At 74.5% G+C, this 12,481-nt stretch carries 9 protein-coding genes; 6 read left to right on the forward strand and 3 right to left on the reverse strand.

From position 1 onward, the window contains the following. Positions 1 to 22: 22 nt before the first annotated feature. Together PAI11_RS26725 and PAI11_RS01745 are read right to left on the reverse strand one after the other, a co-directional pair. The gene (locus tag PAI11_RS26725; protein ID WP_007570199.1) at positions 23 to 181 is read right to left on the reverse strand and encodes a hypothetical protein; all 159 of its coding nucleotides are present in this window, start codon (positions 179 to 181) and stop codon (positions 23 to 25) included. Further along, positions 178 to 2,103 carry a primary-amine oxidase gene (locus tag PAI11_RS01745; protein ID WP_040597665.1) on the reverse strand — a complete coding sequence of 642 codons (1,926 nt, stop codon included), beginning with the start codon at positions 2,101 to 2,103 and terminating at the stop codon, positions 178 to 180. The genes PAI11_RS26725 and PAI11_RS01745 overlap by 4 nt, the downstream gene beginning before the upstream one ends. Positions 2,104 to 2,306: 203 nt before the next feature. Between PAI11_RS01745 and PAI11_RS01750 the strand changes: the two genes are divergently transcribed. Then, on the forward strand, positions 2,307 to 3,710 hold the full coding sequence (locus tag PAI11_RS01750; protein WP_244406493.1) for an amidase: 1,404 nt from the start codon (positions 2,307 to 2,309) through the stop codon (positions 3,708 to 3,710). Positions 3,711 to 3,759: 49 nt separating this feature from the next. On the opposite strand, the gene PAI11_RS01755 is transcribed toward PAI11_RS01750, so the two are convergent. Beyond that, a complete protein-coding gene (locus tag PAI11_RS01755; protein WP_007570206.1) occupies positions 3,760 to 4,599 on the reverse strand; it encodes a PaaX family transcriptional regulator in 840 nt (279 codons plus the stop codon). Between the two features lie 249 nt (positions 4,600 to 4,848). Between PAI11_RS01755 and PAI11_RS01760 the strand changes: the two genes are divergently transcribed. Genes PAI11_RS01760 through PAI11_RS01780 form a run of 5 tightly spaced genes read left to right on the forward strand, consistent with a single transcriptional unit; the run spans position 4,849 to position 12,479 of the window. Continuing rightward, positions 4,849 to 6,402 carry a sugar ABC transporter ATP-binding protein gene (locus tag PAI11_RS01760; RefSeq protein WP_007570208.1) on the forward strand — a complete coding sequence of 518 codons (1,554 nt, stop codon included), beginning with the start codon at positions 4,849 to 4,851 and terminating at the stop codon, positions 6,400 to 6,402. Positions 6,403 to 6,422: 20 nt separating this feature from the next. Beyond that, positions 6,423 to 7,511 carry an ABC transporter permease gene (locus tag PAI11_RS01765; protein ID WP_007570210.1) on the forward strand — a complete coding sequence of 363 codons (1,089 nt, stop codon included), beginning with the start codon at positions 6,423 to 6,425 and terminating at the stop codon, positions 7,509 to 7,511. Next, positions 7,508 to 9,016, forward strand: coding sequence for an aldehyde dehydrogenase family protein (locus tag PAI11_RS01770; RefSeq protein WP_138974049.1), 1,509 nt, complete (start codon positions 7,508 to 7,510; stop codon positions 9,014 to 9,016). Before PAI11_RS01765 ends, PAI11_RS01770 begins: the two co-directional genes overlap by 4 nt. Next, positions 9,013 to 10,983 (forward strand): GMC family oxidoreductase, encoded by a 1,971-nt coding sequence (locus PAI11_RS01775; protein ID WP_007570214.1) that lies wholly within the window; start codon positions 9,013 to 9,015, stop codon positions 10,981 to 10,983. Before PAI11_RS01770 ends, PAI11_RS01775 begins: the two co-directional genes overlap by 4 nt. After that, positions 10,980 to 12,479: an aldehyde dehydrogenase family protein gene (locus tag PAI11_RS01780; protein ID WP_007570216.1), complete on the forward strand. Its 1,500-nt coding sequence runs from the start codon at positions 10,980 to 10,982 to the stop codon at positions 12,477 to 12,479. The genes PAI11_RS01775 and PAI11_RS01780 overlap by 4 nt, the downstream gene beginning before the upstream one ends. Positions 12,480 to 12,481 lie beyond the last annotated feature (2 nt).

The raw sequence follows: 12,481 nt of genomic DNA on the forward strand, positions 1-12,481 counted from the left end.
CCGGCCCCGGCGATCGCGCCGGTCAGCGTCGCGTCCGTCGGCGCCGCGGGATCCGCCAGCGACCGGCGGCGCCGCGCGCGGTCGCCAGCGCCGCGCCGCCGACGGCCGCCAGCGCCGGCGCGAACGCCAGCAGCAGCTCCTCGAACGGGACCCCCGCGACGTGGCCGACGGGCGGCGTCATGCCGCGTCGCAGCAGCCGTGGTCGGCCCGGCTGCTGCCCTCGCCGGGGGACGTCGGCGGGACGTCGAGCGCCGGGCTGCGGTCGAAGAACCCCCACGGCTTGAGCATGAACCCGAGCCGCGCGACCGGCATCACCGGCCAGTCCTCGGGCCGGGGCACGTGGTGGTGGTTCATCGTGTACCAGACGACGAGGTCCTCGCGCTCGAGCGGCCGGTCGGCCTGGACCCAGCGGGGCAGGCCGTCGCCGCCCGGGTGCTGGTAGGGGTACTCGCCGGCCGGGTAGCGCTCGGCGGGATCGTGGCGGGTGACCCACAGGTGGTGGTCCATGAACGCGGCGCGTCGGCGCGCCGACGACCCGGGCGCCGAGAACGGGACGGTGTTCTCGCCGGTCACCAGCCGGTAGCCCACCGGCTGCCCGACGGCGTTGCGGACGTCGGGGTTGACGACCGTCCAGCCGCGAGCGGTGGTGATGTCGATGTCGCGACGGGCCTCGAGCTCGCTCCGCAACGGCCGCGAGACGGTCGTCCACGCGTTGCCGTGCGGGTTGTCGGGGCCCACCGGCGCCGGCACGGTCTCGGTCTCGAGCACCGAGCTGCGGCCGCCGTCGAGCGCGAAGTCCAGGCGCACGCAGAAGACGTGCTGGTGGTGGATCCCGCTCAGGTTCGGGGCCACGAGCTTGCCGTAGGTCGGCGTGACGCCGTCGGCGACGGCCTGGGTGGCGACGATCCCGGTCGCCTTGACCTCGGACGAGATCGCACCGTCCTGGTGGAAGTACCAGAAGAAGCCGTACTCGTAGTTCCCGACGGTGACGATCGACGACACGACGAGCCGGCGGCCGCGGCGGACCTCGACCTGGCCGGTGCGGAAGTCGGTGTGCTTCCACAGCAGCCCGTCGTCCTCCTCGTGCAGGCAGATCGCGTTCGGCACCACGACGGGCTCGCCGTGGGAGTCGCTGTAGGCGGCGTCGAAGTAGTGGATGACGCCCAGGCAGTCGCATCCCAGCGTCAGGGCGTTCGTCATCGTCCCGATGTTGAACTCGCCGATGTCGAGGGGCGTCTGGTAGAAGCGGTCGGGGTCCGCGTAGGGCACGACCATCTCGGCGTAGGACGCGCGGTGCAGGATCGGCCGCAGCCGCCCGCCGTCCTCGTAGCCGATCCGGTGCAGGACCAGCCCCTCGCGGGTGCTGAACCCGACGCGCAGGCGCCACTTCTGCCACCGCACCTCGTGGCCGTGGACGGTGAAGCTCGGGCCCTCGGGCTGGCTGATGTGGATCGGGCGGACGTCGGTCCGCAGGGCGGTGCGGTCGGCGCGGTACTCGCCGCGCTCGGCCGGCAGCGGCACCGGGTCGCGATCCTCGAAGTGGACGAGCTCGCCGTGGTCGACGTCGACCAGCCCGAAGACGCCCTCCAGCGGCCGGGCGTAGGCGTTGCCGCCCGGCTCGGGGCGGACGTAGGCCAGGACGCGCGCCAGCCGGCGGCCGCCCTCCTCCTCGGGCCGGCCGTAGGCGCCCGCGGAGACGGGGTCGACGTCGACCAGCGTCGGGTCGTCGATCCCGCGTCGCGCGAGCGCGCGGCGGAAGGCGGGGGCGGCGCGAACGGCCTGCTCGACGGCGAGGAACTCCTCGGTGGTCATCTGCGGCTGGACGCCGGGCACCTCGACGGCGTGCAGGACCGCGTCGGCCTGCAGGTCGACGCGGATCTCGTGGGTGACGGCCGCGTCGCGGTCGTGGAGGACGACCTCGGCGAAGCGGCGATCGTCCTCGTGGCCGTCGCGGGCCGGTTCCCCGACCGAGACGGAGACGACGCGGACGGCGTCGCCGGCGCCGTCGGGGACGGTCGCGGCGACCGCCGCCGCGCGCCGGATCTCGTCGGGCGTCAGGGGATCGAGGGCGGACACCAACCGGGGGTCGTGCGACGTGGCCATGGGGGCACTCCATCGCAGAACTATCCATACGTCAAGTTTTCTTGCGGCTTGACGCCGACGGGTCGGGCGATAAGGTCGGCATATATGCGCGCTGATATGCAGTTGATTGGCGAGGCCGTCGACCCCGCCCTCGCGGGCGCGGGATGGTGAGCGGCGTGGACGGGGGCGCCGGGCGTCCGTCGGCCCGCACCTGGCTCGACCGCATGGCTCGCGGGACCTGCAGCGCCCGCGAGCTGGTCGCCGACGTGCTGGCCCGTGTCGACGCGGCGGACGCCCGAGTCCACGCGGTGGTCCACCGCGACGACGCGGCCGTCCTGGCCGCGGCGGAGCGCGCGGACGCGGCTCGCCGGTCCGGCGACCGCCGGCCGCTGCTCGGGCTGCCGGTGTCGATCAAGGACGTGCTCGACGTCGACGGCTGGCCGACGACCGCCGGGTCGCTGGCGCGCCGCGGCCACGTCGCCGACCGCGACGCGACCGTGGTCGCCCGGCTGCGCGCCGCCGGGGCGATCCCGCTGCTGAAGACGAACGTCCCCGAGCTGTCGTCCTCGTTCGAGACCGACAACCTGCTCCACGGCCGCAGCGACCATCCGCTCGACCGCTCGCGGACGCCCGGCGGATCGAGCGGGGGCGAGGGCGCGCTGCTGGGGGCGGACGCCACGATCGTCGGGATCGGCACCGACGGCGGCGGGTCGATCCGCGTTCCCTCGCACTACTGCGGCACCGTCGGCCTCCGTCCCACGACCGGTCGCACGCCGGAGACGGGGCTCTGGCCCCCGACCCGGGCGGCCGGCACGATGGACTTCACCTGCGTCGGGCCGATGGCGCGGCACGTCGAGGACCTGACCCTGCTGCTGCCGGTGATCGCCGGCGCCGACGGCGTCGACCCCTACGCCGTCGACGCGCCGCTCGCCGAGCCGCCGGCGCTGGGCGGCCGGGCGCTGCGGGTGGCCTGGTACGCCGGGCACCCCGACGCGCCCGCGCCGACGCCGGGGACGGTGGTGGCGGTCCACGCGGCGGTCGCGGCGCTGGCCGACGCCGGCCACGAGGTCGAGGAGATCGCGCCCCCGCGGGTCGGCGGGGAGCACACGGCGACCACGCTCTTCTTCGCCGCCGCGGGAGCCGACGGCGGTGCGGGGATGCGCGAGGCCGTGGCGGCGGCCGGCGGGCGGCATCACCCGCAGTTCCAGGCGCTGCTCGACGGGGCGGCGGGAGCGCCGACGGTCACGGCGGGGGCCTACCTGGCGCTGCAGGAGCAGGTGTTCGCGTTCCGCGCCCGGATGCGCGCGCTGGCCGCCGAGCACGACGTGCTGCTCAGCCCGGTCGCCTCCGGCCCCGCGCCCCGCCACGGCGAGGCCCCGGCCGGCGTCCCCGCCGACGCCTACCTGCGCTACGAGGCGTTCGAGTTCTGCCACCTCAACGCCGTCGCCGGCCTGCCCGCGGCGTCGGTCCCGGCGGTGACCGAGGAGGGCCTGCCCGTCGGCGTCCAGATCGCCGCCGCCGCCTTCCGCGAGGACCTCGTGCTGGCCGTCGCCGCGCTGCTCGAGCGCGAGCTGGGCGGCTTCCGCCTCAACCGCCGGCTGGCCACGGCGGGAGATGCGCCGTTGTGACGTTCCGGTCGTCAGGCGACCGAGACGGCACGACGACGGCGCGTGCCGCCTAGCCCCGCTGCGCCAGGCCGTGGAAGTGGTCGTCCGCGGCCGCGGCCAGGCCCTCGTGCAGGTCGTCGAAGACGGCGACCGCCTCGTCGCGCAGCTCGCGCACCGGATCGACCTCGCGCGGGAGCTCGGGGTCGGTCGCCGGGAACTCGCGGAAGCGATGGAACATCACCGTCCGGATCGCGAACGCCTGCTGCGGCGACAGGCGCGCGCGTTCGCGGGCGACGCGGAACCGGCGGTAGTCGGCGATGAACGCCTCGTACTGGGCGCGGACCGCGTCGGTGTCCCATCCCTGGCCGATGAGGGTGGCCGGGGAGAGGTCGCGCGACAGCCGCCCGACGAAGACCGACGCGAACTCCTCGACCTCGAGGTCGCGCAGCACGGCGCGCGCCTCGGGCTCGCGGTCGCGGGCGGCCACCCACGTCCCGTCCTGGACGGAGCCGAAGCCGAGGAACCGCAGGCGCGAGGCCAGCCGCGAGCGGGCGACCCGCCGCGACTCCGGCATCGCGTGCCAGACCACGGTCCAGACGTCGCTCGTCGGGGCGGTGCGGCCGAAGCTGTAGATCCGGCGGTCGCCGTCGCTGAGCAGCTCCTCGGCGCGGGTCGTCAACGCGTAGAAGACCAGCCGTCCGTCCTTGTGGCGCTCCAGCAGCCCGCGCGTCGCCAGCCGGGCGAGCGCGGCGCGCGCGGCCTCGGTCGAGAAGCCGAGCTCGCCCAGCAGCGCCACCGCGCCCCCGGACCAGATGGTCGCCCGTGGCTCTCGCAGGTGGATGCCGAGGATCGTCAGGACCAGGTCCTGCGGCTGCAGCGCAGAGCGGCCCGCGACCGTCGACGTGCTCATTCGCGGCCGCTCCCGGCTGCGGGGCGGAAAGCGGATGAGTGGTGGCTCAAGAACTGCATAGCATCTGATTCGACAGCCAACAATAGACAGCTGGGCCTACCGCCGCCATCGCGGTCTGGCCGGTTGACGTCCCTAGGGCAGGGGGATTTTGCCCATGTCCTGCGGAGCGGGCGACTCCCTAAGATCTACATTGCAACTCGCTGTAGTGCAGAGTATGCTCGCGGCGATGGAAGCGAGCACGCAGTGTCCATGTCGCTGACGTCGGAGGAGGAGCGGGTGACCGAGCAGCCGAATGCGGGCTCGACGCCGCTGGTGCGCGCCCACGGGATCACGAAGCGCTTCCCGGGCGTCGTCGCCCTCGACGGGGTCGGCATCGCCATCCACGCCGGCACGGTGCACGCCCTGACCGGCGAGAACGGGTCGGGCAAGTCGACCCTGGCCAACGTCATCGGCGGGGCGCTCCAGCCGGACGGCGGGCACCTGGAGGTCGACGGCCAGCGGCGCACGATCGCCACGCCCGCCGAGGCGCTCGGGCTCGGGATCGTCACGATCAGCCAGGAGCTGACGCTGGCCCCGACGCTGAGCGTCGCCGAGAACGTCTTCCTCGGCCGCCTGCCGCGGCGGCGCGGGCGGATCGACTGGAACGAGCTCCACGAACGGGCCCGCGAGGTGCTCGACGGGCTCGGGGTCCACGTCGACGTGCGGCGCCGGGTCGGCGAGCTCAGCGTCGAGCTGCAGCAGGAGGTCGAGATCGCGCGCGCCGTCTCGTCGCAGGCCCGGCTGCTGATCCTCGACGAGGCGACCAGCTCGCTCTCGGAGGCGGCCACCGAGCGGCTGCTCGCGGTCGTCGAGCGGGAGCGGGCGCGCGGCGCCGCGATCCTGATGATCTCCCACCGGATGCCGGAGCTCTACGCCGCCGCCTCGCAGGCGACGGTGCTCCGCGACGGACGACACGTCGCCGACGTCCCGCTGCCCGACACCGCCGAGCCCGCGCTGGTGCGGCTGATGGTCGGCCGCGAGCTGGGCGACTACTACCGCAAGCGCCGCGTCGAGCCGGGCGAGACGGTGCTCGAGGTCGACGGCCTGACGACGCCGGGGGGCGAGCTGCGGCCGACCTCGCTGACCGTTCGCCGGGGCGAGATCGTCGGCGTCGCGGGGCTGGTCGGCTCGGGCAAGGCCGAGTTCGGCATGGCCCTCGGCGGGGCGATCCCCAGCTCGGGCGCGGTCCGCGTGCTCGGGCGCGAGGTGCGGCTCGACGGCCCGCGCTCGGCGCTCGGCGGCGGGATCGGATTCGTCCCCGACGACCGCAAGCGGGCGGCGCTGCTGCCGACCCGGAGCGTGGCCGAGAACTTCGCCGTGGCCTGGACCGACCAGCTGACGCGCCGGGGGATCCTCGACGCGCGCGGCGAGCGCAAGCGCGTCGCCGAGGCGATCGACCGCTACGGCGTCGTGACCGCGTCGCCCCAGAGCCGCATCACCACGCTCTCGGGCGGCAACCAGCAGAAGGTCGTCCTCGGGCGGGTCTTCGCCCGGGGCCTCGACGTGCTCGTGCTGAGCGAGCCGACCCGCGGCGTCGACGTCGGCGCCAAGAGCCAGATCTACCAGCTGATGCAGGACCACGCGGCCGAGGGCGCGGGGATCGTGATCATCTCGTCGGAGCTGCCCGAGCTGCTGGGCATCGCCGATCGCATCCTCGTCTTCTTCCGTGGCGCGATCCACGGGGAGTTCGACGCCGCTGGCCTGGAGGAGGAGGAGGTCGCCCACGTGGCGGTCTCCGGGACGCCGCGCGGGGCCGCGGCATGACGCGAACGACGGAGGACCAAGTGACCCAGAACGATCCCGCCCCCGCCTCGCCGAGCGAGACGGGCGCGGTCCGAGCGCGCAGCGCGCGCGACCTGCTGGGTCGCCTGTCGCTCGGCCGCTACACCGGCGTGCTGGTCGCGCTGGCGGTGGTCTGCGTGTACCTGTCGATCACCCAGGAGGTGTTCCTGACCTGGGACAACCTCATGAACATCGTCAAGGCCAACACGGTGATCTTCGTGCTGGCCGTGGGGGCCACGTTCGTGATCATCGCGGCGGGCATCGACCTGTCGACCGCGTCGGCCACCGCGGCCTCGGCGATGATCCTCGGCCTGACGCTGCAGGCGGGATGGGGGATCGCCCTCGTCCTGATCGTGACGATCCTCTTCGGCGTCGCGCTCGGCCTGCTCAACGGCTTCATGATCACGAAGCTGAAGATCTCGTTCCTGGTGGTGACGCTGGGGACGCTGTCGATCTACCAGAGCTTCGCGCTGGTCGTGAACGGCGGGGCGACGATCAGCCTCTTCGGCAAGCCCGGCTTCGGCGTGATCGCCGACTTCGTCAACACGAAGGTCGGGCCGTTCCCGCTGCTGCTGGTGTTCAACGTCCTGCTGCTGCTGGCCGCCGGCGGCGTGCTCCGCTACACCGGCTACGGCCGGGCGCTCTTCGCCGTCGGGTCGAACCCGGAGGCCGCGCGCCTGAACGGCATCAACGTCGGGCGCGTCGTCCTGATCGCCTACACGATCGCCGGCCTCTGCGCGGGCATCGCCAGCATCGTCCAGGTCGGTCGCCTGACCGGCGCCTCGGCCCAGTCCGATCCGACGCTGCTGCTGACCGTGATCGCCGCCGTCCTGATCGGCGGCACCGCCTACACCGGTGGCGAGGGCGGCGTCCTCGGCACGGTGATCGGGGTGATCTTCCTCGGCGTGGTCCAGAACGGGCTGACGCTGAGCGACGTGTCGGCCTTCTGGCAGGGCACGGTCAGCGGCGCGATCCTGATCAGCGCCGTCGGCCTCGGCGTCCTGCGCGAGCGGGGCGGCAGCCTGCGACTGCGGCGGGCTGCGAGATCGCCCGCGGCGGGCCCCGCGACGGCACCCGGGTCGACGGCGTGACCGCGGTGACCCCGAGCCGGCCGGCGTTCGCGCCCGCCGAGCCCTACCGGATGCGGATCGGCGAGGCGTGGCGCGAGGCGCGGGCGACCTTCGCCGCCGTCGACCCGAGCACCGGCGAGACCTGGGCGCGGATCCCGCAGGGGACGGCCGCCGACGTCGACGACGCGGTCGCCGCGGCCCGCGCCGCGTTCCCGGCCTGGCGGCGGACCACGCCGGCGACCCGGCAGGAGCTGCTGTGGCGGATCGCCGACCGGGTCGAGGCCGATCCCGATCGCTGGGCGCGGCTGCTGGCGACCGAGAACGGCCGGCCGATTCGCGAGGCGCACGTCGCGGACGTGCCGACCTGCGCCGGGATCTTCCGCTTCTTCTCGGGCGTCGTGCGCGACCTGCGCGGCGACCAGATCCCGGTCGAGGCGCCGGAGCGGCTGGTCTACACGACCCGCGAGCCGCTCGGCGTGATCGCGGCGCTGATCCCGTGGAACTCGCCGATCATCACGCTCGCGAACAAGCTGGCGCCGGCGCTCGCCGCGGGCAACACCGTGGTCGTCAAGCCGTCCGAGCTGGCGTCGGCCTCGGTGCTCGAGTTCGCGCGGCTGGTCGAGGACCTGCTGCCGCCGGGGGTGCTGAACGTCGTCACCGGCGGCGGGCCGGAGGCGGGCGCGGCGCTGGTCGCGCATCCGGACGTGGCGAAGATCAGCTTCACCGGCGGGCCCGAGACGGCGCGGCGGATCATGGCCGCGGCGGGCACCGTCCTGACGCCGTCGATCATGGAGCTCGGCGGCAAGGGCGCGATGATCGTCTGCGCCGACGCCGACGTGCCGCGGGCGGTCTCCGACGCGCTGACCGGGATCTACCTGGCCAACGGCGAGGCGTGCATCGCCGCGTCGCGGCTGCTGGTCCACGACGCGGTTCATGACGAGTTCCTCGCCGAGTTCGAGCGCCGCGCGCGGACGATCGTCGTGGGCGACGCGCTCGACCCGCGCTCGCAGTTCGGCCCGATGGTCTCGCGCGGGCAGCGCGACCGGGTCGAGGCCTGCGTCGCCGCCGCGATCGCCGAGGGCGCGACGCTGCGGGTCGGCGGGACGCGCCCCGCGCTGGGCGCGCCGTTCGACGACGGCTTCTTCCTCGAGCCGACGCTGCTGGAGGAGCCTGCCGGCACGACCAGCGCGTCGCGGAGCGAGATCTTCGGCCCGGTCACGGTGCTGGAGCGGGTCGGCGACGACGAGGAGGCGATCGCCCGCGCGAACGGCACGCCCTACGGCCTGGCCGCCGGCGTCTGGACGACCGACCTCGCCCGGGCCCACCGGATCGCCCAGCGGCTCGACGTCGGGGTCGCGTGGGTGAACACGTGGTTCGACCTGCCGATCGGCGCCCCCATGGGCGGCGTCAAGGAGAGCGGCTTCGGCCGCGAGACGTGCGCGGAGACGCTGCTGGAGTACAGCGCGCCGCGCGTGGTGAACATCGACCTGGGGCCGACCCGGCCCCACCTGTGGGGTGACGCATGACCTCGTCCCTGCTCACGAGTCCCTCCGCGCCGCTCGACGCGGTGCGGCGGTCGGCGCTGGAGGCGACCTGCGACACGCTGCTGCCGTCGCTGGCGACCGACGCGACCGGCGAGGTGGCGCGCTTCTTCACGGACGGCGCGATCGAGCGCGGCATCGCCGCCGCGGTCGCCGAGGCGGTCCCGGCGCTGCCGGTCGATGCGCGCGAGGCCCTGCTCGGCCTGCTCGACCGACTCGCCGACGAGGGCTTCCCCGACGCGCCGCTCGAGCGGCGCGTGGCCCGGCTGCGCGAGGCCGGCGAGCAGGAGGGCGCCGACCGGTTCGCGGTCCGCCAGCTGAAGACGATGACCTTCGGGATGCTGTTCGGGCAGCTGGACGACGACGGCCGCAACCCGGCCTGGGGCGCGATCGGCTTCCCCGGCCCGCGCTCGGAGCCACCGTCGCCCGAGGAGGCGCCCAAGACGCTGCCGCTGCAGACGCTGCCCGCGGGCGAGGCGACGCTGACCGCCGACGTCTGCGTGATCGGCTCCGGGGCCGGCGGCTCCGTGATCGCGGCGCGGCTGGCCGCAGCCGGCCGCTCGGTGCTCGTGCTCGAGGCCGGCGCCTACCGCAACGAGGCGGACTTCCGCCAGATCGAGTCGGTCGGCGCCGAGATGTACCTCGGCAACGGGATCGTCTGGTCCGACGGCGGGCAGCTGGGGCTGCTGGCCGGGTCGGCCCTGGGCGGCGGCACGGTCATCAACTCGATGGTCTGCCTGCCGACGCCGGACGACATCCGCCGCGACTGGACGGCGCGCGGGCTCGACGGCCTCGACGGCGACGAGTACGACACGTGCATCGACCGGGTCTGGCAGCGCCTGAACGTCAACACCGAGGCGACCCGCTACAACCGCAACACCGAGTTGATGGTCGCGGGGCTGACCGGGCTGGGGATGCGGCACCAGCCGCTGCCGCGCAACGTCTCGTCCGACGACGACCCGACGTACTGCGGGTACTGCAACGCCGGCTGCCAGCAGGGCTGCAAGCAGTCGACGACCAAGACCTACCTGGAGGACGCGGCGCGCGACGGTGCGCGGTTCGTGGTCCACGCGACCGTCGAGCGGGTGACGACCGAGGGGGGACGCGCGACCGGCGTCGAGGCGACGGTCCAGGGTCCCGACGGCGTCACGCGCCTGCGCGTCGACGCCCCGACGGTCGTCGTCGCCGCCGGCGGGATCGAGTCGCCGGCCGTGCTGCTGCGCTCCGGGATCGGCGGCGACGCCGTCGGGCGCTACCTGCGGGTCCACCCGGCGTGGATGGTCTACGGGGTCTATCCCGAGCCGGTCGAGGCCTGGAACGGCCAGATCCAGTCGGCGGTCTCGATGGACCTGACCCACTGCGAGTCGGACACCGGCTTCCTGGTCGAGAGCCTGACCCTGAGCCCGTCGACGACCGCCGGCCAGACGGCGTTCGTCGATCCCCGGCGGACCCGCGAGGAGCTGCTCGGGCTGCGGCGGGTCGCCTCGTGGCACGGCGTCTCGCACGACCACGGCCACGGTCGCGTCGTGCTCGACCGCGACGGGCAGGCGCTCGTCCGCTGGCGGCTGGAGGACGAGATCGACCGTCGCGTCGCGGTCCGGGCCCACGTCGAGCTGGCGCGGATCCACCGCGAGGCCGGGGCAGAGGAGGTCTTCGGCTTCCACTGGAGCGACCGCCGCTGGCGCGCGGGCGAGGACTTCGACGCCTACGTGGCGCAGCTGGAGCGGACGCCGGCCGACGAGTTCACCGCCTACTCCGCCCATCAGATGGGCTCCTGCCGGCTCGGGGCGGACCCGGCGACGTCGGTCGCCGACGGCCGCGGCCAGCTGCACGACGTCGAGGGCGTCTGGATCGGCGACGCCGCCGCGCTGCCCACGGCTCCGGGAGTCAATCCGATGATCACGATCATGGCGCTGGCCGAGCGGACCGCGAGCCGGATGCTCGGCGCATGAGCGCCGTCGCCGAGCCGTACGTCCCGTCCGGCCCCTACGGGCTGATCGTCGGGGGCGAGGAGCAGCCCGGGGAGGGGACCTTCGACGCGGTCAATCCCAGCACGGGCAATCCGTGGGCGTCGGTCGCGCAGGCGTCCGCCGCGCAGGTCGACGCTGCGGTCGCCGCGGCACGCGGGGCGTTCACCGGCTGGCGGCGCTCCTCGCTGGAGACCCGCCAGATGGCGCTGCTGCGGATGGCCGACATCATCGAGCAGACCGACTGGCCGCGGCTGCTGGCGACCGAGAACGGCCGCCCGATCCGCGAGGCCGCGGCCGCCGACGTGCCGACCGCCGCCGGCGTGCTGCGCTACTACGCCGGCCTGGTGCGGGGGCTGCACGGCGAGCACCTGACCGTCGACGATCCCGCCGCGCGGGTCTTCACCGTCCGCGAGCCGCTCGGCGTGATCGCGGCGCTGATCCCCTGGAACTCGCCGATCATCTCGGCGGCGCTGAAGATCGGCCCGGCGGTCGCCGCCGGCAACACGGTGGTCCTGAAGCCGTCGGAGTTCGCGGCGCCGAGCGTCGTCGAGTTGGCACGGCGGACGGCCGGCGTGCTGCCGCCGGGCGTGGTCAACGTCGTCACCGGCGAGGGCCCGCTGGCCGGGGCCGCGCTGGTCGCCCACGGCGACATCGCGAAGATCTCGTTCACCGGCGGCACCGCCACGGCGCGCGCGATCGCCACCGCGGCCGCCGCCCACCTGACGCCGGCGCTCTTCGAGCTGGGCGGCAAGAGCGCGATGGTGATCTGCCCCGACGCCGACCTCGACGCCGCGGTCCACGACGCGCTGACCGGGATCCTGTCCCAGAACGGCGAGGTCTGCTTCGCCGCGTCGCGGCTGTTCCTGCACCGCGACGTCCACGACGAGTTCCTGGAGCGGATGGCGGCGACGGTCGCCGGCGTGCGGATCGGGAACGCGCTCGACCCGGCGACGCAGGTCGGGCCGCTGGTCTCGGCCGCGCACCGGGAGCGGGTCTCCGGCTACGTCGGCGAGGCGCGCTCGGCGGGTGCCCGCGTGCTGCTCGGGGGCGACGCCCCTGCCGCGCTCCCAGGCGAGCTAGGCGGCGGGTTCTACCTGGAGCCGGCGATCGTCGCCGACCCGGAGGGCCGCTCGCTGGCCGCCCGCGAGGAGATCTTCGGACCGGTCGTCGTCGCCCAGACGTGGTCGGACGAGGACGACGTCGTGGCGCGCGCCAACGACAGCGAGTACGGGTTGGCCGCGGGCGTCTGGACCACCGACCTCGGGCGGGCGCATCGGATGGCGGACCGGCTCGAGGCGGGGACCGTGTGGGTCAACACCTGGTTCCAGGTGCCGCCCGGCCAGCCGCTCGGCGGCGTGAAGCTGAGCGGCCACGGCCGCGAGCTGTGCGCCGAGACGCTGCACGAGTACAGCGCGTCCAAGGCGGTCAGCATGCGCCTCGACCGCGAGCGCCCGTCGCTGTGGGGACGGGATGCCTGACG

This window comes from Patulibacter medicamentivorans, assembly GCF_000240225.1.
In the GTDB taxonomy this organism is placed as follows: Bacteria; Actinomycetota; Thermoleophilia; order Solirubrobacterales; family Solirubrobacteraceae; genus Patulibacter; species Patulibacter medicamentivorans.

Coding starts and splice junctions, on each gene's coding strand:
- PAI11_RS01745 (WP_040597665.1), bottom strand. CDS start 2,103: ATGGCCACGTCGCACGACCCCCGGTTGGTGTCCGCCCTCGATCCCCTG.
- PAI11_RS01755 (WP_007570206.1), bottom strand. CDS start 4,599: ATGAGCACGTCGACGGTCGCGGGCCGCTCTGCGCTGCAGCCGCAGGAC.
- PAI11_RS26725 (WP_007570199.1), bottom strand. CDS start 181: ATGACGCCGCCCGTCGGCCACGTCGCGGGGGTCCCGTTCGAGGAGCTG.
- PAI11_RS01775 (WP_007570214.1), top strand. CDS start 9,013: ATGACCTCGTCCCTGCTCACGAGTCCCTCCGCGCCGCTCGACGCGGTG.
- PAI11_RS01780 (WP_007570216.1), top strand. CDS start 10,980: ATGAGCGCCGTCGCCGAGCCGTACGTCCCGTCCGGCCCCTACGGGCTG.
- PAI11_RS01750 (WP_244406493.1), top strand. CDS start 2,307: ATGGCTCGCGGGACCTGCAGCGCCCGCGAGCTGGTCGCCGACGTGCTG.
- PAI11_RS01760 (WP_007570208.1), top strand. CDS start 4,849: ATGTCGCTGACGTCGGAGGAGGAGCGGGTGACCGAGCAGCCGAATGCG.